Origin of the sequence: Micromonospora sp. WMMD737 (genome assembly GCF_049179055.1) — a bacterium.
GTDB classification, from domain to species: Bacteria; Actinomycetota; Actinomycetes; order Mycobacteriales; family Micromonosporaceae; genus Micromonospora; species Micromonospora reichwaldensis.
The window spans coordinates 1,659,876-1,677,500 of sequence record NZ_JBMHMH010000001.1 but is presented as its reverse complement, the minus strand read 5'-3'; the positions used below and the strand labels follow the sequence as shown (position 1 = coordinate 1,677,500).

At 75.5% G+C, this 17,625-nt stretch carries 16 protein-coding genes, 2 rRNA genes and 1 pseudogene (1 of these 19 cut by a window edge); 13 read left to right on the top strand and 6 right to left on the bottom strand.

Annotated elements, in window-relative coordinates:
* Together ACN27A_RS06690 and rrf are read left to right on the top strand one after the other, a co-directional pair.
* Nucleotides 1-1,179 (top strand): 23S ribosomal RNA (locus ACN27A_RS06690); it begins 1,931 nt to the left of the window's first position.
* Between the two features lie 87 nt (nucleotides 1,180-1,266).
* Nucleotides 1,267-1,383 (top strand): 5S ribosomal RNA (gene rrf / locus ACN27A_RS06685).
* A gap of 59 nt (nucleotides 1,384-1,442) precedes the next feature.
* Here rrf and ACN27A_RS06680 read toward each other — a convergent pair.
* Entirely contained in the window at nucleotides 1,443-2,519 is a 1,077-nt protein-coding gene (locus tag ACN27A_RS06680) for a spore photoproduct lyase family protein (RefSeq protein WP_421450423.1), read from the bottom strand.
* An 86-nt stretch (nucleotides 2,520-2,605) separates the two neighbouring features.
* On the opposite strand from ACN27A_RS06680, the gene ACN27A_RS06675 reads away from it, so the two are divergent.
* Nucleotides 2,606-3,355 carry a DNA-formamidopyrimidine glycosylase family protein gene (locus ACN27A_RS06675; RefSeq protein WP_421450421.1) on the top strand — a complete coding sequence of 250 codons (750 nt, stop codon included), beginning with the start codon at nucleotides 2,606-2,608 and terminating at the stop codon, nucleotides 3,353-3,355.
* 132 nt (nucleotides 3,356-3,487) lie between these two features.
* On the opposite strand, the gene ACN27A_RS06670 is transcribed toward ACN27A_RS06675, so the two are convergent.
* From ACN27A_RS06670 to ACN27A_RS06660, 3 genes are read right to left on the bottom strand one after another with little or no spacing between them, the layout of a single operon-like run.
* A complete protein-coding gene (locus ACN27A_RS06670; protein ID WP_421450420.1) occupies nucleotides 3,488-3,787 on the bottom strand; it encodes a BON domain-containing protein in 300 nt (99 codons plus the stop codon).
* A 54-nt stretch (nucleotides 3,788-3,841) separates the two neighbouring features.
* Nucleotides 3,842-4,501 carry an STAS domain-containing protein gene (locus tag ACN27A_RS06665; protein WP_421450418.1) on the bottom strand — a complete coding sequence of 220 codons (660 nt, stop codon included), beginning with the start codon at nucleotides 4,499-4,501 and terminating at the stop codon, nucleotides 3,842-3,844.
* Nucleotides 4,498-4,869 carry a GlsB/YeaQ/YmgE family stress response membrane protein gene (locus tag ACN27A_RS06660; RefSeq protein ID WP_421450416.1) on the bottom strand — a complete coding sequence of 124 codons (372 nt, stop codon included), beginning with the start codon at nucleotides 4,867-4,869 and terminating at the stop codon, nucleotides 4,498-4,500. The genes ACN27A_RS06665 and ACN27A_RS06660 overlap by 4 nt, the downstream gene beginning before the upstream one ends.
* A gap of 173 nt (nucleotides 4,870-5,042) precedes the next feature.
* On the opposite strand from ACN27A_RS06660, the gene ACN27A_RS06655 reads away from it, so the two are divergent.
* From ACN27A_RS06655 to ACN27A_RS06645, 3 genes are all read left to right on the top strand, one after another.
* Nucleotides 5,043-5,717, top strand: a complete 675-nt coding sequence (locus ACN27A_RS06655; RefSeq protein ID WP_421450414.1) for a response regulator transcription factor — start codon at nucleotides 5,043-5,045, stop codon at nucleotides 5,715-5,717.
* Nucleotides 5,714-7,069 (top strand): sensor histidine kinase, encoded by a 1,356-nt coding sequence (locus ACN27A_RS06650; protein ID WP_421450412.1) that lies wholly within the window; start codon nucleotides 5,714-5,716, stop codon nucleotides 7,067-7,069. Before ACN27A_RS06655 ends, ACN27A_RS06650 begins: the two co-directional genes overlap by 4 nt.
* Nucleotides 7,070-7,188: 119 nt before the next feature.
* The gene (locus ACN27A_RS06645; RefSeq protein ID WP_421458390.1) at nucleotides 7,189-7,731 is read left to right on the top strand and encodes a GerMN domain-containing protein; all 543 of its coding nucleotides are present in this window, start codon (nucleotides 7,189-7,191) and stop codon (nucleotides 7,729-7,731) included.
* A 195-nt stretch (nucleotides 7,732-7,926) separates the two neighbouring features.
* Here ACN27A_RS06645 and ACN27A_RS06640 read toward each other — a convergent pair.
* Nucleotides 7,927-10,534: pseudogene (locus ACN27A_RS06640) on the bottom strand (CDP-alcohol phosphatidyltransferase family protein).
* A gap of 92 nt (nucleotides 10,535-10,626) precedes the next feature.
* Between ACN27A_RS06640 and ACN27A_RS06635 the strand changes: the two are divergent.
* Genes ACN27A_RS06635 through ACN27A_RS06605 form a run of 7 tightly spaced genes read left to right on the top strand, consistent with a single transcriptional unit; the run spans nucleotide 10,627 to nucleotide 16,206 of the window.
* Complete coding sequence (locus ACN27A_RS06635; protein WP_421450411.1) at nucleotides 10,627-11,607, top strand: dehydrogenase; 981 nt, start codon at nucleotides 10,627-10,629, stop codon at nucleotides 11,605-11,607.
* 3 nt (nucleotides 11,608-11,610) lie between these two features.
* Nucleotides 11,611-12,009, top strand: a complete 399-nt coding sequence (locus tag ACN27A_RS06630; RefSeq protein WP_421450409.1) for a 6-pyruvoyl trahydropterin synthase family protein — start codon at nucleotides 11,611-11,613, stop codon at nucleotides 12,007-12,009.
* A complete protein-coding gene (locus ACN27A_RS06625; protein WP_421450407.1) occupies nucleotides 12,010-13,047 on the top strand; it encodes a glycosyltransferase family 4 protein in 1,038 nt (345 codons plus the stop codon).
* A complete protein-coding gene (locus tag ACN27A_RS06620; RefSeq protein WP_421450405.1) occupies nucleotides 13,044-13,868 on the top strand; it encodes a methyltransferase domain-containing protein in 825 nt (274 codons plus the stop codon). The genes ACN27A_RS06625 and ACN27A_RS06620 overlap by 4 nt, the downstream gene beginning before the upstream one ends.
* Before the next feature lie 16 nt (nucleotides 13,869-13,884).
* Complete coding sequence (locus ACN27A_RS06615) at nucleotides 13,885-14,853, top strand: lysylphosphatidylglycerol synthase transmembrane domain-containing protein (protein WP_421458389.1); 969 nt, start codon at nucleotides 13,885-13,887, stop codon at nucleotides 14,851-14,853.
* 11 nt (nucleotides 14,854-14,864) lie between these two features.
* Nucleotides 14,865-15,521 carry a GTP cyclohydrolase II gene (locus tag ACN27A_RS06610; protein WP_421450403.1) on the top strand — a complete coding sequence of 219 codons (657 nt, stop codon included), beginning with the start codon at nucleotides 14,865-14,867 and terminating at the stop codon, nucleotides 15,519-15,521.
* Nucleotides 15,514-16,206: a RibD family protein gene (locus ACN27A_RS06605; RefSeq protein ID WP_421450401.1), complete on the top strand. Its 693-nt coding sequence runs from the start codon at nucleotides 15,514-15,516 to the stop codon at nucleotides 16,204-16,206. Before ACN27A_RS06610 ends, ACN27A_RS06605 begins: the two co-directional genes overlap by 8 nt.
* Here ACN27A_RS06605 and ACN27A_RS06600 read toward each other — a convergent pair.
* Nucleotides 16,173-17,309, bottom strand: coding sequence for an FUSC family protein (locus ACN27A_RS06600; RefSeq protein ID WP_421450399.1), 1,137 nt, complete (start codon nucleotides 17,307-17,309; stop codon nucleotides 16,173-16,175). The genes ACN27A_RS06605 and ACN27A_RS06600 overlap by 34 nt on opposite strands.
* Between the last annotated feature and the right edge of the window lie 316 nt (nucleotides 17,310-17,625).

Genomic DNA, 17,625 nt, shown 5'->3' with positions numbered 1-17,625 from the left:
CGCGCGGGTGGAGCGTTGTATGGCCGCAGAGAGCAGGGGGAAGCGACTGTTTACTAAAAACACAGGTCCATGCGAAGAAGTAATTCGATGTATATGGACTGACGCCTGCCCGGTGCTGGAACGTTAAGGGGACCTGTTAGCTCTTCGGGGCGAAGCGGAGAACTTAAGCGCCAGTAAACGGCGGTGGTAACTATAACCATCCTAAGGTAGCGAAATTCCTTGTCGGGTAAGTTCCGACCTGCACGAATGGCGTAACGACTTCCCCACTGTCTCAACCACAGGCCCGGCGAAATTGCATTACGAGTAAAGATGCTCGTTACGCGCGGCAGGACGGAAAGACCCCGGGACCTTTACTATAGCTTGACATTGGTATCCGAATTAGCTTGTGTAGGATAGGTGGGAGCCGGTGAAACCTGTACGCCAGTATGGGTGGAGGCAATCTTGAAATACCACTCTGGTTGATTTGGGTATCTAACTTCGGACCGTTATCCGGTTCAGGGACAGTGTCTGGTGGGTAGTTTAACTGGGGCGGTTGCCTCCTAAAGGGTAACGGAGGCGCCCAAAGGTTCCCTCAGCCTGGTTGGCAATCAGGTGTTGAGTGCAAGTACACAAGGGAGCTTGACTGTGAGACTGACAGGTCGAGCAGGGACGAAAGTCGGGACTAGTGATCCGGCACTTGCGAGTGGAAGCGGTGTCGCTCAACGGATAAAAGGTACCCCGGGGATAACAGGCTGATCTTCCCCAAGAGTCCATATCGACGGGATGGTTTGGCACCTCGATGTCGGCTCGTCGCATCCTGGGGCTGTAGCAGGTCCCAAGGGTTGGGCTGTTCGCCCATTAAAGCGGTACGCGAGCTGGGTTTAGAACGTCGTGAGACAGTTCGGTCCCTATCCGCCGTGCGCGTAGGATACTTGAGAAGGGCTGTCCCTAGTACGAGAGGACCGGGACGGACGAACCTCTGGTGTGCCAGTTGTCCCGCCAGGGGCACGGCTGGTTAGCTACGTTCGGAAGGGATAACCGCTGAAAGCATCTAAGCGGGAAGCTCGCTTCAAGATGAGGTATCCCACCCACCTTTGGTGGGGTAAGGCCCCCAGCTAGACGACTGGGTTGATAGGCCGGAAATGTAAGCCCGGTAACGGGTTCAGTTGACCGGTACTAATAGGCCGAGGACTTGACTACCAAGCTGCTACGCGTCCACTGTGCAACTCACAGCAAACGAACAACAGACCACGAGTGGTGTGGTGTTGTTTGATATGTTGATAGAGTTACGGCGGTCATGGCGGAGGGGAAACGCCCGGTTACATTCCGAACCCGGAAGCTAAGCCCTCCAGCGCCGATGGTACTGCACTCGGGAGGGTGTGGGAGAGTAGGACACCGCCGGACAATCTTTCAGTTCAGGGTCACCCTTGTCGGGGTGGCCCTGAACTGCGTTTCGGAGCCCGTCAAAAGGCGTAGCGGACCCGGCAGTACGGCGCCTTCGCGGCGATCAGGTCCGTCAATGCCGCCACGTAGGCGCCCTTGCTGCCGGTGCGGTACCGCACGTTCCAGCCGCCGGTCTGCGACCGCTTCGGCTGCTGGAGATCCGGCCGCCAGAGGATCTCCTCGGCCTTCGGGTGCCAGCCGAGGTTCACCTCGTGCAGCCGGTCGTTGTGGGTCAGGAAGATGACCTCGGCGGCGAGCTGCGCCTTGGCGGCGGGCCCGAGCGCGTCGTCGAGCTGGTCGAGCAGCTCGGCCCAGTCGTCCAGCCACCCGTCGCGGACCACCACCGGGCTGAGGTTGACGTGCACCTCGTAGCCGGCCGCGACGAAGTCGTCGACGGCGGCCAACCGCTCCGCGACCGGGGACGTCCGGATGTCGAGCAGCTTGGCGTCGCGGGCCGGCATCAGCGAGAACCGGACGCGGGTCCGGCCCCGGGGATCCCAGTCGAGCAGGTCACGGTTGACGTGCTTCGTGGCGAACGTGGCCTTCGCCGTGGGCAGGCCCCGGAACAGGGTCACCAGGTCCCGGACGTTGTCGGAGATGCGGGCGTCCAGCGAGCAGTCGGAGTTCTCGCCGATGTCGTAGACCCAGGCGGCGGGGTCGCACTGGTTCGGCTCACCCTTGACGCCCTGCCGGCCCACGTGCCGGCCCAGGTAGCCGGTGATCCGGTCGATGTTGGCGAAGACCGTCACCGGGTTGCTGTAGCCCTTGCGGCGCGGCACGTAGCAGTAGGCGCACGCCATCGCGCAGCCGTTCGCCGTGGACGGGGCGATGAAGTCGGCCGAGCGGCCGTTCGGGCGGGCGGTGAGGGACTTCTTGACCCCCAGCACCAGGGCCTCCGTCTTGATCCGCACCCACCGGGCCACGTTCGTCTCGTCGCCGTACAGCTCCGGGATGCGGGAGTGGCTCTCGACCTCGACGCGCTCCGCGTCGGGAAAGCGCTCCAGCACGGCCCGCCCACGGGGCAGCGCGGCGGCCTCCGGCTCCACGTAGATCCGCCGGATGTCGAACAGCCGCGGGTGCGGGGCAACGTCGGTCACGAAAGGGACAACTGCGGACCGATCGGTGTTGTTCCCGCGCCCCGGTCGCGCCGTTTTCGCGCCCGTGCCGCGGGTACCCGGGCCGCATGCCCGAGGGCCACCTCGTCCACCGGTACGCGCGCGACCAGCACGCCGCCCTCGCCGGGCAGGTCCTCGCCGTGTCCAGCCCGCAGGGTCGCCTCGACGCCGGCCCGTACGACGGGCGGCGGTTGCGCGCGGTGGAGGCGTACGGCAAGCACCTGCTCTACCACGTCGACGACGCGCCAGCCCTGCACGTGCACCTCGGCATGCGCGGGCTGTTCCTGCGCCACGACGACCCGGCCGTCCCGCCCCGCAAGGGTGTCCGGCTGCGCCTGGCCCGCGCCGGCGTCGCGTACGACCTGATCGCGCCCATCCGCTGCGAACCGCTCCCGGACGACGGCGAGCGCGCGCTGCGGGCCTCGCTCGGCCCGGATCCGCTGCGTGCCGACGCCGACGGCGAGGACGCCGTACGCCGGCTCGGCGCCGCCGGGGGCGCGGTCGGCGCTGCGCTGCTCGACCAGGCGGTGTGGGCGGGCCTCGGCAACGCCTGGCGGGCGGAGCTGCTCTTCCTCGCCGGCCTCGACCCGGACGCCCGGGCGGTCGGGCCGGCCCCGGCCCGCCGGCTGTGGGAGCTCGCCGTCGGATACCTGACGCTGGGCCGCGACGCCGGCCAGGTGGTCAGCGACCCGGCGGCGCCCGACGAGCGGTGGGTCTACAAGCGGCCGACCTGCCGGCGCTGCGGCGCCCGGGTACGCACGTGGCAGCTGGGCGGTCGCACGGCGTACGCCTGCCCGGTCGACCAGCCCGCGGCCTGACCCGTCCCCGGGACGCCGGTCCGCCGGGATCGCCCTCGGCCGGGAGGACCGGTCCACCCGGCCGGACGCCGCGGCGGTCGTCGGGAGCGGGCGTCCGGTGAAGGGGCGGGCGTCCGGTGAAGGGGCGGGCGGTCAGTGGCGGGGCCGGCGCGAGGCGGCGAGCCGCAGGGCGTTGCAGACGTCGGCGACGCCCCGGACGTCCCAGGCGATCTCGCCGGCCACCCGCCGGGTCTCCGGGCCGGTCACGATGCCCGCGAGGATGACGACGCGGTTCTGCACGGTCACCACGATCTGCTGGCGTCGGGTGGTCCAGTCGCTGCTCAGCCGCTGGGCGACCAGCGCCGCCAAGCGGCCGTCCTCGTCGTCCGGCGAGGGGACCGGCGGCTCGGGGCGGAACGCGCCCTCGTCCGGGTACGGCCAGGGGATGAGCATGACGTGCTTCCTCTCGATGGTCTGCGGCCGGGCCGTCCGGGCCCGGCGATCGGGTCAGCGGGACGACGCGTCGGTCACCGCCGCCGCACGGGGACCGCGCGGATCCGGCCCGGCGGCGACGGCCGCCAGCCCGGCGGTGTCACCTGCCCCGCCCGGGGAGAGCCGCCGGAACGCCTCCTGCGGGTTCGCGAAGACCGGGAACAGCCCGTCGAGCCGCATGGTGTGCAGCACGGTGCGGATGAAACGGGACGGAGCGGCCAGGCAGAGCACGGCGCCACGCTCCCGGGCGTCGCGGTGGGCCCGGACGAGCAGCGCGAGCCCGCCGGCGTCGATGAGGTGCACCCGGGTCAGGTCGACCACCACGTGCCCGCCGACGTCGACCGCATGCCGCAGGGCGGCCCGCAGCTCGTCGGCGGTGTCGACGTCGACGTTCCCGGCGGCCGTGGCCGCCGCGACGTCGTCGAGGTGGTCCACGCCCGGCACCCCGCCGCCCGGCGGGCTGCCCTGACCGGTGGCGTCGCCCGCGAGACCCGGCAGGCTGCACCGGGGACAGCGGTGCGGGCCCGTGGCGAACGGCGAGCCGCTCCAGCCGTGTTCGGCCACCAGGGTCCAGACGACCTCGGCGTCGGGCAGGACGCAGGCGGTGCCCGTGGTGGTGTCCCCGCAGCTGTCGCAGATCAACGTCATCAGGTGCTCGTCCGGTACGACGGTCATCGTGTCTTCCTCCACGGGAGGTCGGGCCGTGCCACGCGCCGGCCCGCGACCGGCGGCGTCTGGGCGGTGTCGAGGTCCGGCCCCGTCCCGCGCGGCGGGGCGGTGGCGCGCCGGGGACCGGCCGTGGCCGCCACGAGGGCGACGCCGACGACGGCCGAGGCGGCCGGCACGCCGACGCGCCACGCGCCCGACCGGTCGGTGTCGAGGCCGACGATGCGGGCCAGGATGACGCCGAGCAGCGCGGTGACGATCCCCGCCACCAGGGCCAGCCAGGCCGGCACCTCCCGCCGGCGCGGGGTCACCCACCAGCCCGCCCCGGCGACGAGGAGGCCGACGGCGAGCGCGGTGAGGAGACCGGCGACGGTCATCTGGTCCCTCCTGCCGGGCCGGCCGGCCGACGGCAGCCGGCCCACGGATGTTCCCCACCACCCTCGGCGCCGCCCGTGGCGCGGGTCACGCGGTTGTATGACAGTTGCGTGACAAAATCGCCGAACGCCGGACACGGTTGGGCGCCCGTCGCCGCCTTGGGGATGATGCCGGTATGACGGACGTGCTGGTGATCGAGGACGACGACCGGATCCGTCTGGCGTTGCTGCTCGCGCTCGAGGACGAGGGCTACCGCGTCCGGGGCGTGGCCACCGCCGAGGAGGGACTGCTGCGGCAGCGCCTGGAGCCGGCCGACACCGTACTGGTCGACCTGATGCTGCCGGGCCTCGACGGCTTCGAGTGCATCCGGCGGCTGCGCCGCGACGACGACGTGCCGATCGTGGTGGTCAGCGCCCGCGACGACACCCACGACATCGTCGCGGCACTGGAGGCGGGGGCCGACGACTACGTGGTCAAGCCGGTAGCGATCAAGGAACTGTCGGCGCGGCTGCGCGCCCTGCGGCGCCGGGCCCGGGCGGCGCCCGAGCCGGTGCCGGTGCTCACCTTCGGGCAGCTGGAGATCAGCCCGGACGCCGGGGAGGTACGCCTGGCGGGGCAGCCGGTGCCGGTCACCCGCACCGAGTTCCGGCTGCTGTGCGAGCTGGCCGAGCACGCCGGCCGGGTGCTGTCGCGCCACCAGCTGCTGCAACGGGTCTGGGGCTACGACACCGGTGACGAGCGGCTCGTCGACGTGCACGTGGGTCGGCTGCGGCAGAAGATCGAGGATGATCCGGGCAACCCCCGGCACCTGGTCACCCTGCGCGGCCTCGGCTACAAGCTGACCCGGTGAGGCGCCTCGGACTGCGGGCCCGGGTGTCCGCCGGGTTCGCGGTCGGCGCGCTGCTGCTGTCGGCCTCGATGGCGCTGGTCTCCTACGAGCTGACCAGGCGATCCCTGCTGGACGAGCGGGAGCGCACCGCCGTGCGGGCGGCGTACTTCGACGCGGCGGTGGTGCGTACCGGCCTGGACACGGAGGCCCCCGACGTGGTGGAGGTGCTGCGGTCCCTCGACACCGGCGGCAACCGCCGGCCGCTGCTGCACCGCGGCGACGACTGGTACGCCCGTACGGCCGACGCCGGCCTGACCGCCGCCATCCCGGTCGACCTGCAACAGCTCGTCCACGCCGGGGAACCGGCCGTGCAGCGGGTCCGGGTCAACGGCCAGCCCACCCTGCTCGTCGGCCTGCCGTTGGCCCCGTCCACCAGCTACTACGAGCTGACGTCGCTGCGCGAGCTGGACCAGACCCTGCGGGTCCTGGCGCTGGCACTGACCGCCGTGGCCATCGTGGTCGCCGGGTCCGGCGCCGCCCTGGGCTGGTACGCCACCCGGCACAGCCTGCGGCCGCTGACGGCGGTGGCCGACGCCGCACAGGAGATCGCGGCGGGCAACTTCTCCGCCCGGCTCGCCGCGACCACCGACCCCGACCTCACCCGGCTCTCCACCTCCTTCAACCACATGGTCGACCAGCTCTCCCGGCGTATCGAGCGGGACCGGCGCTTCGCCGCCGACGTCAGCCACGAGCTGCGCTCGCCGTTGCAGACCCTCTCGGCCGCGGCCAGCGTCCTGGCCCGTCGCCGGGCCCACCTCGACGAGCGCACCGCCACCGCCGCCGGCCTCGTGGCCGACGAGATCACCCGGTTCCAGCAGCTGGTCGACGACCTCATCCAACTCGCCCGCAGCGACCAGCCGGTCGACCGGACGCCGGTCGACGTGGCGGCGCTGGCCCGGCGCGTCTGTCAGGTCCGTGGGCTGCCGGCCACGCTCGTCCGGGTCGGCGCGGGTGTCCCGCCCACCTGGCTGGTCGACGAGCGTCGGGTCGAGCAGATCCTGGCCAACCTGGTCGACAACGCGCTGCGCCACGGCGGCGGGCCGGTGGCCGTACAGCTGTCGCAGCGGGACGGGACGGGGATCGTCGAGGTCGACGACGAGGGGCCGGGCGTGCCGCCGGAGGACCGTGACCCCATCTTCGACCGCTTCGTCCGGGGCCGGGCCGCGCACTCGCGGGCCGACGGCGACGGCACCGGGCTCGGCCTGGCCATCGTCGCGCAGCACGCCGCCGCGCACCGGGGGCGGGCCGGCGCGGGCGACCGCCCCGGCGGGGGCGCCCGCTTCCGGGTCGAGCTGCCCGGGGTGCTGCCGTGACCCGCCGCGCGCCCGTGCAGCCGTCGCCCGCCGCGACCGGCCGCATCCCCGCTCGCGTCCCGCCCGCGTCCCGCTGGCGCGCGGGCCGATGGCGGGCCGTCGGCGGCGCGCTCGTCGTCCTGGGGCTGCTGGGCGGCTGCGGCGTCCCGACCGAGCGCGCCCCGCGCGCCGTGGCACCCCCGCCCGGGCCGTTCCCCTCGCCGGGGGCGGTCGTGGCGACACCGACCCCCACCCTGACGGCGGGGCGGACGACGGAGGTCCTCTGCTTCGTCAGCGACGACCGGCTGGTCCGCGTCGAGCGTCGGGTCGACGGCACGCCCACCGTCGACGCCCAGCTCCAACATTTGTTGGCCGGCCCGACCACCGCCGAGCGCGACCGGGGCCTCACGACGGCGCTGCCCGGGGCCGTGCCGGTCGCCGCCGCCCGGCCGCGGGGCAACGAGGTCGACGTGGACCTCGGCGGGGCCGGCGACGAGACGGGCCGCAGCGACGAGGTCCTCGCCTTCGGGCAGATCGTCTGCACCCTGACCGCCCGCTCCGACGTCGACACCGTGGCCTTCTTCCGGGCCGGAGCCCCGCTGGGGGTACCGCGCGCCGACGGGTCGCTGTCCCGGCGGCCCCTGACCGCCGACGACTACGCCGGCCTCGTGGCACCCCGCTGACGGGACCGGCCCGTGCTGCGGACGCCCCGACGGGCCCGCGCCCGACGGCGCCCCGACCGGTGTCCCGGGGTGGCCCGCTCGGTGACCCCGACGCGGTCTCCGTCCGGTGCCCCGACGGTGACCCTCGCCCGGTGCCGCGGAGGCGGGCCGTCGGGCGCTCCGGGGCGGGCCGCCCACGGTGTCGCGCGGGCGGGGTCAGCCGCCGAAGGCGGTGAGGAACCGGTCGCGGAAGGCGTCCATCGGCCAGACCGGCGCGCGCGGCCCGGGCCGGAGTCCGTCGTCCCAGCCCCATCCCGCGATCCGGTCGAGCACGGCCGGGTCCCGGGCCACGACGGTGACCGGCACGTCCCGGCTCGCCCCGGCGCCGGTGACGACCGGGGCAGGCTGGTGGTCGCCGAGGAAGACCAGCACGAGGTCGTCGTCGCCGTGGGTCTCCAGGTAGGACACGAGGGTGCCCAGGGAGTACTCGACGGAGCGGCGGTAGCCGGCGCGGGGCTGCGACGACGGGTTGCCGGTGGTCTCGCCGTGGAAGACCGTCCCGTCGCCGACCCGCGACCAGTCGACGAGGCGCGGGATCTTCGTCCAGGGGGAGTGGCTGGACACGAGCGCGATCTCGGCCATCACCGGAGCGCGATCCGTCCGGGAGCGCTCCAGGCGTTCGAAGGTCGCCAGGGTGTACTGGTCGGGCATCGGGGCGTAGCCGAACTTCGGCCCCCGGTAGCCGAGGCTGCGGGCGTCGTAGAAGCGTTCGTAGCCGAAGAAGGCCCCCTCCGGCCAGGGTCGGGTGGCGGCCGGCATCACCCCCACCGTGCGCCAGCCGGCCCGCCGGAAGGCGCCGCCCAGCGTCAACCGGTCGCTGGCCAGCAGGCTGCGGTGCCGCTGGTCGTCGTCCACCCACAAGCCGGACAGCAGCGTGGCGTGGGCCAGCCAGCTGCCGCCGCCGGTGGTCGGCGAGGTGAGGAACCCGCTGCGCGAGGCGAAGCCGGCGGCCCGCAGCCGGCGCTCCCCGTCGGCCAGCACGGCGCCCACGCCCGGGGCGTACTCCGGGTTCTCCACCGCGTCGCGCCCGTAGCTCTCCACGAAGGCGACCACCACGTCCTTGCCGCGCAGCGCGGTCAGCAGGCGGTCGCCGGGGGCGTCCCGGAACGCGTCGACGCCGACCTGGGCCGCGAAGACCTCCCGGTCGCGCAGCCGGGCGCGTACCTGGCGGGCGTGGTCGCCGACCAGGTCGGTCGCGGCGGCGTCGGCCACCGGCACGCCGGGGGACACCCGCACGCCGAACGTGGCGCAGGCCAGCCAGACCACCACCAGCGCGGCGACCGTGCGCCGGGTGGCGGCGCGGTGCCGCACCAGCAGGGGGGTCAGCCGCAGCACGGACCGCGTCGTCGCGAGGAGCACGGCGGCGAGCAGCAGCACGGCCGCGACGACCGCCCCGGCGGCGCCCACCCGCCCGGCCGAATCGGTGAGGAACCCGATCGCGTCGTCGAGCAGGGCCCAGTCGAGCACCAGGTCGAAGGGGCGGCCGAGCGTCGCGAGGAAGCCCAGGTCAGCGACCTTCAGCAGGGCCAGCAACCCGAGCAGCGCGCCGGTGAGCGCTGCCACCGGCCGTCGCGCGCGGGTCGGCAGGGCGAGCAGCACGGCGACCGCGAGCAGGCCTTCGAGGGGCACCCGCACGAACGCGCCGGGCGTGAGCCGGGCGGGCTGGTGCGGCGCGGTCAGGGCGACCAGCACGAGCAGGGCGGCCAGCGCGGTCGTCACCCGCGCCGCGCCCCGCCGCCTCCCGCCCGATCCTTCGGGGGTACGGCCGCGCGCCCCGACAGCCGACCGTCCGGCCCCGGGCGGCGACGAGGTCGGCTCGGTCGCCTGCCGCGACGGTGGCCGGTCCTTCGTGCGCGACGACGAGGCCGACTCGGTCGCGGGCGGCGACGGGGGCCGGTCGGTCGCGGGCGGCGACGGGGGCCGGTCGGTCGCGGGCGGCGACGGGGGCCGGTCAGTCACGGGCGGCGACGGGGGCCGGTCAGTCACGGGCGGCGACGAGGTCGGGGCGTACCGCCGCGGGCCGGATCCGGCGGCGCGGGGCGCCCGGCGGCACCGTCCGGGCCGAGCGGCGCCGCCACAGCCACCCGACGTCGCGGCCGAACGACTCGACGAGCAGGGCCAGCGCGACCGCCAGCACCAGCGCGTCGCCCGGCCCGGGCAGCACCCCGGCGGCCGCGACCAGCAGCAGCACGCCCTGCGCCGCCGCGACGACCTTGCGCCAGTACCTCGGGGGCAGCGGCCGGCGCAGCCAGGGCAGCACCCACCCGGCGGCGACGAACGCGTACCGCATGGCGCCGAGGGCGAGCACCCAGGCGCCCACGGCGGGCGCGACGGCCGCCCCGAGGACGAGGATGAGGAACGCGTCGACCTCCATGTCGAAGCGGGCGCCCAGCGCGCTGGCGGTGCCGGTGCGCCGGGCCACGTACCCGTCGACGGCGTCGAGGGCCAGCGCCACGGCGGTGAGGGCGACCAGCACCCCGACCGACGCGGCCCGGTCGACGGCGGTCGGGGCGAGCGCGTCCCCCGTCAGCGCCGTCACGCCGCCGACGAGGAGCGCCCGGGCCAGCGTCACCCGGTCGGCCGGCCCGAGGGCGTACGCGCCCGACCGGCGCAGCCCCCGGTCGAGGATCAGGCACAGCGCCGTCCCGTACGCGGCCCCGGCGAGCCAGCCCGCCGGGCCGAGACCGACCGTCGCGGCCAGCCCCGCCAGCAGGACAATCTGGACGATCAGCCCGATCGCCGGGTCTCTTCGAACCGTGGGCACCGTGCCTCCGTGTCTATTGTCGACGACATCCGACAGGAACTACGGGAAATACCGTCGTTCGGTTCGCCCCGGATGCGGGTGAGGAGGAGCCGGTGACCGGTGAGGCGCGCGCCTTCTGGCTGCGTACGCCCGGCGAGGGTGAGATCCGGTCGGTCCCGCTCGCCGACCCCGGCCCGGACGAGGTGCTCGTCCGCAGCCGGTACTCGGGCGTCAGCCGGGGCACGGAGACGCTGGTCTTCGCCGGCCGCGTCCCCGTCGACCAGCACGCGGCGATGCGCGCCCCGTTCCAGGAGGGGGACTTCCCGGCGCCGGTGAAGTACGGCTACCTCAACGTGGGGGTGGTCGAGCAGGGCCCGGACGAGCTGCGCGGCCGGACCGTGTTCTGCCTGCACCCGCACCAGACCGCGTACGTGGTCCCGGCCGGCGCGGTGGTGCCCGTGCCGGACGCGGTGCCGCCCGCCCGCGCGGTGCTCGCCGGGACGGTGGAGACGGCGGTGAACGCGCTCTGGGACGCCGCGCCCCTGGTCGGCGACCGGGTGAGCGTGGTCGGGGGCGGCATGGTCGGCTGCTGCGTGGCGGCGCTGCTCGCCCGCTTCCCGGGCGTGCGGGTGGAGCTGGTCGACACCGATCCGGCCCGGGCGACCGTCGCCGCGGCGCTCGGCGTCGGCTTCGCGCCGCCGACGGAGGCCGCCGGCGGGCGGGACCTCGTGGTGCACGCCAGCGCCACCGCCGCCGGCCTGCAACGCTCGCTGGAGCTGCTCCGGCCGGAGGGCACCGTCGTCGAGCTGAGCTGGTACGGCGACCGCACCGTCGCGCTGGCGCTGGGCGGGGCGTTCCACTCCGGACGGCTGAGTGTGCGCGGCAGCCAGGTGGGCGCCGTCGCGCCGGCCCGACGGGGCAGCCGCAGCTTCGCCGACCGGCTGGGGCTCGCCCTGGAGCTGCTCGCCGATCCCGCCTTCGACGCGCTGCTCACCGGCGAGTCCCGCTTCGCGGAGCTGCCCGACGTGCTGGCCCGGCTGACCGCCGGCAGTCTGCCCGCACTGTGCCACCTCATCACCTACGACGGAGAGTGACCCGTGTTCAGCGTGACCGTCCGAGACCACATGATGATCGCCCACAGCTTCCGGGGGGAGGTGTTCGGCCCGGCGCAGCGCCTGCACGGGGCGACCTTCGTCGTGGACGCCACCTTCCGCCGCGCCGACCTCGACGCCGACGGCGTGGTGGTCGACATCGGGCTGGCCACCGACCAGCTCAAGGCGGTGCTCGGCGAACTGACCTACCGCAACCTCGACGACGACCCGGCCTTCGCCGGGATGAACACGACGACCGAGGTGCTGGCCCGCGCGGTCGCCGACCGCCTCGCCGAGCGGGTACGCGCCGGCGACCTCGGCGCGGGCGCGCGCGCCCTGGCCGGCATCACCGTCACGCTGCACGAGTCGCACATCGCCTGGGCCAGCTACGAACGGTCGCTCTGAATGGCGACGGTGCACGTCGTGCTGCCGAACGACATCGACGACCCGGCCGAGCCGAGCGGCGGCAACGGCTACGACCGCCGGCTCTGCCGGGGCCTCGCGGCGGCCGGCTGGACGGTCCGCGAACACGCCGTGCCCGGCGACTGGCCCCGCCCCGACCGGGCCGCGCGCGCCGGACTCGCCTCGGTGCTCGCGGCGCTGCCCGACCGGGCGCCGGTCCTGCTCGACGGGCTGGTCGCCTCCTGCGTGCCGGAGGTGCTCGCCCCGCACGCCCGGCGGCTGCGCCTCGTCGTCGTCGTGCACCTGCCGCTGGAGCACGACGACGAGGCCGCCGCCCTGGCCGCCGCCGGCGCGATCGTCACCACCAGCGAGTGGACCCGGCGGCGGCTGCTCGACCGGTACGCGCTGCCGGCCGACCGGGTGCACGTCGCCCGGCCCGGCGTGGACCCGGCTTCGTCCGCGCCCGGGTCACCGGCCGGCGGGAACCTGCTCTGCGTCGCCGCCCTCGCCCCGCACAAGGGGCACGACGTGCTGGTGGAGGCCCTGGCGGCGGTCGCCGACCTGCCCTGGAGCTGCGTCTGCGTGGGGCCGCTGACCCGGGACCCGGGGTTCGTGGCGGCCCTGCGGCGGCGGCTGACCGGGCACGGTCTCGCCGACCGGGTGCGCCTGGTCGGCCCGCGCACCGGAGCGGCCCTGCACGCCGCGTACGCCGCCGCCGACCTGCTGGTGCTGGCCTCGCGCCGGGAGACGTACGGGATGGTGGTCACCGAGGCCCTCGCGCGGGGTGTGCCGGTGCTCGCCACGGCGGCCGGCGGGCTGCCCGAGGCCCTGGGCCGCGCGCCCGACGGCGCGGCGCCGGGACTGCTCGTGCCGCCCGACGACCCGGCGGCCCTGGCCGGTGCGCTGCGGCGCTGGCTCGGCGAGCCCGACCTGCGCCGGGCGCTGCGGCGGGCGGCGCGCGGGCGGCGGCGCACGCTCGACGACTGGACGGCCCCCGCGACCGTCGCGGGCGCGGCGCTGGCCGGGACGGCCGCAGCATGACCGGGCACCTGCCGCCGCGCTTCGCGCACTGGCTGGCGCTGCGGGAGCCCGCCGACGCGGCGGCCCGTGCCGAGGACCTGGTGGACCTGATCCGCCCCCGGCTGGCCGGCGCCGGACCGCTCGTGGTGCACGACCTCGGCGCCGGCACCGGCGCGATGGGCCGCTGGCTCGCGCCGCGGCTGCCCGGCCCGCAGCACTGGATCCTGCACGACGCCGATGCCGACCTGCTCGCCCGCGCGGCCGCCGGGATGCCCGCCGCCGCCGGCGACGGCGGCCCGGTCACCGTCGAGGTCCGCCGCGGCGACCTCACCCGGCTGGCGGCCGCCGACCTGGCCGACACGTCGCTGGTCACGGCGTCCGCGCTGCTGGACATGCTCACCGCGGCGGAAATCGAGCGGCTCGTCGCGGCCTGCGCAGGGGCGGGCCGCCCGGCCCTGCTGGCCCTGTCGGTGACCGGCCGGGTGCGGCTCACCCCGGCGGATGCGTGGGACGGGCGGATCGCCGCCGCGTTCAACGACCACCAGCGACGCACGGTCGACGGGCGCGCCCTGCTCGGGCCGGACGCCGTGCACGCCTGCGCGGCGGCGTTCGCCCGGCACGGCGTCGACGTGGTGCTGCGGCCCAGCCCGTGGCGGCTCGGCCCGCAGCGGGCGGAGCTGGCCGGCGAGTGGTTCACCGGCTGGCTCGACGCCGCCTGCGAGCAGCGGCCCGAGCTGACCGGCCCGACCCGGGCGTACGCCCGCCGGCGCCGCGCCGAGATCGCCGCCGGCCGGCTCGACGTGCTGGTCGAGCACCTCGACCTGCTGGCCGGCTGTGGCTGAACCGGGCGGCCCGCCGGTGCGCGCCCACCGGCGGGGCGGGCGTCCGGGACGGGCCCGGCCGGTGGCGCGCCGGTGCTGGCCGTGGGTGCGGACGCTCGGCGGCGGGGGCGTGCTGGCCGTGCTGCTGGGCTGGCTGGGCGCCGGCCCGTTCCTCGCCGGGCTCCGCCTGGTCGACGGCCCGGCACTGGCCGCCGCCGTCGCCATCGGGGCGCTGACGACGGGCTGCTGCGCCTGGCGGTGGAGCCTCGTGGCCAACGGGCTGGGGGTGCGGCTGCCGCTGCCGACGGCGCTCGCGCACTGCTACCGGGCGGTGTTTCTGAACTCGACTCTCCCCGGCGGTGTGCTCGGCGACGTGCACCGGGCGGTGCGGCACGGCCGCGACGTCGGCGACGTCGGCCGGGGGGTGCGCGCGGTGGTGTGGGAACGCGTCGCCGGGCAGGTCGTGCTGGTTGCCGTGGCGGTGGTCGTGCTCGCCGCGTTCCCGTCGCCGGTGCGGCCCCACCTGCCGGCGGTGGCGGCGCTGCTGGCCGCCGCCGGGCTGGGCGTCGTCCTGCTGGCCCGCGCCCTGCCCGCCGCCGGGCCGTCGCGGTGGGCGCGGGCGGCGCGTGCGGCGGTGGCCGACGTGCGCGCCGGGCTGCTCGGCCGCCGCGCCTGGCTGGGCGTGCTCGTGGCCTCCACCGTGGCCGTCGCCGGCCACCTCGCGACGTTCGTGCTGGCCGCGCGCACCGCCGGCTCCACCGCGCCGCTGACCCTGCTGGTGCCGCTGACCCTGCTGGCGCTGCTGGCCATGGGGGTGCCGGTGAACGTCGCCGGCTTCGGCCCCCGCGAGGGCGTGGCCGCGTGGGCGTTCGGCGCCGCCGGCCTGAGCGCCGCCGAGGGCGTCGCCACCGCCACGGTGTACGGGGTCCTGGTGCTCGCCGCCAGCCTGCCCGGCGCCGCCGTCCTGCTGGTCCGCCGTGCCCGCGTGCCCGCCGGCACCCTCTGACGAGGAGCCCGATGTCCGAATCTCCGCCCGCCGCCACGGTCCGTACGCAGGTCACCGTGCCGCTGCGGTTCCCCGACGGATACCTCACCACCGCCCGGGTGTTCTCCTTCGACGGTCTCGTCGACGGCCGGGAGCACCTCGCGTTCGGCCTGGGCGACCGGGTCGGCCCCGTCGACGGGGCCGACCCGCGCCCGTCGCCGCCGCTGGTCCGCCCGCACAGCGAGTGCCTGACCGGGGACGTGTTCGGCAGCCGGCGCTGCGACTGCGGCCCCCAACTGCGCGAGGCGGTCGAACGCATCGCCGACGCCGGCGGCTACCTGCTCTACCTGCGGCAGGAGGGACGCGGCATCGGCCTGTACGCGAAGCTCGACGCGTACGCGTTGCAGGACGCCGGGCTGGACACCTACGAGGCGAACCTGGCGCTGGGCCACGAGCCGGACGAGCGGGACTACACCGTGGCCGCGCAGATGCTCGCGGCCCTGCGCGTGGACCGGGCCGCCCTGCTGAGCAACAACCCGGACAAGGCCGCACAGCTTCAACGGCTCGGGGTGACGGTCACCGCGCGCGTACCCACCGGAGTGCACCTGTCCCCGGCGAACGCCGGCTACCTGGCGGCGAAGGCCGGGCGTGGCGGGCACGCCCTCGACCTGCCCCTCGTCCGTGACTGACCGCCCGTACGTCCTGCTCAGCTGCGCCACGTCGATGGACGGCTACCTCGACGACGCGAGCGGGCAGCGGCTGCTGCTGTCCAACGAGGCCGACCTGGACCGGGTCGACGCGGTCCGGGCGGGCTGCGACGCGATCCTGGTCGGCGCGGGCACGGTCCGCCGCGACGACCCGCGGCTGGTGGTCCGTTCCGCCCGGCGGCGCGCCGAGCGCGTCGCGCGGGGCCTGCCCGCCTCGCCGACCAAGGTGACGGTGACCGGCTGCGGCGACCTGGACCCGACGGCTCGATTCTTCACCACCGGCGACGCCGACCGGATCGTCTACTGTGCCACCCCGGCCGTGGCGAAGACGGGGGAGCGGCTGGCGGGCCGGGCCACCGTCGTGGACGCGGGCGAGCCGGTGGAGCCGGCGTGGCTGCTGGCGGACCTGGCCGGCCGAGGGGTGGACCGGCTGATGGTGGAGGGCGGGGCGAGCGTGCTCGGGCAGTTCCTCACCGCCGGCCTCGCCGACGAGCTGCACCTGGTCCTGGCCCCGTTCTTCGTCGGGGACGGGCGGGCGCCCCGGTTCGTCGGCGACGGGAGATTCCCCTGGCATCCCGGCCGCCGGGCGCGGGTGGCGGAGACCCGCCAGATCGGCGACGTCGTGCTGGTCCGCTACGCGCTCTCGGAGCGCTGCGACGCCACCTGAGCGGGCACCACCCCGAGCGCCTCGTCGACCCGCTCCAGCACGGCGACGTCGTCGTGGCCGACCCCGCGCAGCAGGTCGATGGCGGTCGCCCGGATCTGGCCGACGATCATCGTGACGGGCAGCGCCGGGTCGGACGCGAGCAGCCGGCCGGCGACCCGGACCGCGGTCATGGCCGCCTCGTCGGCCCGGGCGGCGTGCCGGGCGGCGTCCTCGCCGGTCAGGTCGGTCGCGACGGACTCGCCAGCGGCGCGTACGGCGGCGGCCAGGGCGGGGATCGCGTCGCCCAGCTCCGGCGGCGTGTCGGCGCACAGCCGCGTCAGCGTCACTCCGGCGCGGGCCAGGACCCGGACGTTGCGCACGGCGTAGTCCAGCTGCCGGGCGGTCGCCTCCACCTCCCGTACCTGCCCGACGTGCCGCCGCCGGCGGACCCGGAACCGCAGCGTCTCCCCGGTGGCCCGGACCGCCGTGCGCAGCCGGTCCACGCAGTCGTCCAGCTCCCGGGCCCGGTCCAGCGCCGTCCGGGCGGCGCTCTCGTCGCAGCGGGCGAGCGCGTCGTCGAGCGCGTCGAGCACCTCGGCGAGGTCGGCGAAGCTCTGCCGGGCCTCCCGCACCAGCGGGGCGAGGGGGTCGCGGGCCGCCAGGAGCTGGCTCGCGGCCAGCGCGACCGCGCCGCCGATCAGCGCGTCGACGAACCGGAAGGGCATCAGCGTGCCGCTGGGCGCGGCGACCGCCACCAGGTACATCGCGGAGACCGCGGCCTGCACCACGAGGGTGGTGCGCGCCCCGATCGCCACCATCAGGCCGGTGGTCAGCAGCAGCACCAGGAAGACGGTGCCGGTGCCGGGGCCGAGCGCGTACACCAGCAGTTCGGCGACGAGCACCCCGGCCGCGACCCCGAGCAGGATCTCCACCGTCTGCCGGACCCGCCGCCCCCGTGCCTCGCCCAGGACGACCAGCGCGGCCGTGGGCGCGAAGAACGGGTCCGGGTGGCCGATCACCCTCGCGGCCAGCATCCAGGCGACGGTCGCGGCGAGGGTCAGCTCGACCACGGTCATGCCGTCGTCGCGGATCCGCCCGCGCGCGCCCCGCCACCACTGTCGCACCGTCGGCACCCCTCTTCCGGTCGGGGCGCGCTCCACACCGGACCCGCTCGCCGGGCCGGCGTCGAGGACCGCCCCGGCGAGTCCCCCGTTCCGGTCGGACCGGTTCGCGCGTCGCCTCTACCCGCGCCGCGCCCCTGGTAACCGTGCCGGTGCGCAGCCGCCGGACGGCCGGCGGCGCCGCGTGCCGGCCGGCGCGCGTGCGGCGAGCGGGCTGTGCATACTTGCGCGGTCGATGTTGTGCCGGCGGGCGGGCCCCCGGCTGCTGCGCGAGGTGGTTGTGGTGGTCGAGAAGACGGCGTCGCGGCGCAACCCGGCG

What these genes read in the sequence shown, in the direction of transcription:
- ACN27A_RS06675 (WP_421450421.1), top strand. Translation starts at nt 2,606, where the DNA reads ATGCCCGAGGGCCACCTCGTCCACCGGTACGCGCGCGACCAGCACGCC.
- ACN27A_RS06670 (WP_421450420.1), bottom strand. Translation starts at nt 3,787, where the DNA reads ATGCTCATCCCCTGGCCGTACCCGGACGAGGGCGCGTTCCGCCCCGAG.
- ACN27A_RS06665 (WP_421450418.1), bottom strand. Translation starts at nt 4,501, where the DNA reads ATGACCGTCGTACCGGACGAGCACCTGATGACGTTGATCTGCGACAGC.
- ACN27A_RS06660 (WP_421450416.1), bottom strand. Translation starts at nt 4,869, where the DNA reads ATGACCGTCGCCGGTCTCCTCACCGCGCTCGCCGTCGGCCTCCTCGTC.
- ACN27A_RS06655 (WP_421450414.1), top strand. Translation starts at nt 5,043, where the DNA reads ATGACGGACGTGCTGGTGATCGAGGACGACGACCGGATCCGTCTGGCG.
- ACN27A_RS06625 (WP_421450407.1), top strand. Translation starts at nt 12,010, where the DNA reads ATGGCGACGGTGCACGTCGTGCTGCCGAACGACATCGACGACCCGGCC.
- ACN27A_RS06620 (WP_421450405.1), top strand. Translation starts at nt 13,044, where the DNA reads ATGACCGGGCACCTGCCGCCGCGCTTCGCGCACTGGCTGGCGCTGCGG.
- ACN27A_RS06610 (WP_421450403.1), top strand. Translation starts at nt 14,865, where the DNA reads ATGTCCGAATCTCCGCCCGCCGCCACGGTCCGTACGCAGGTCACCGTG.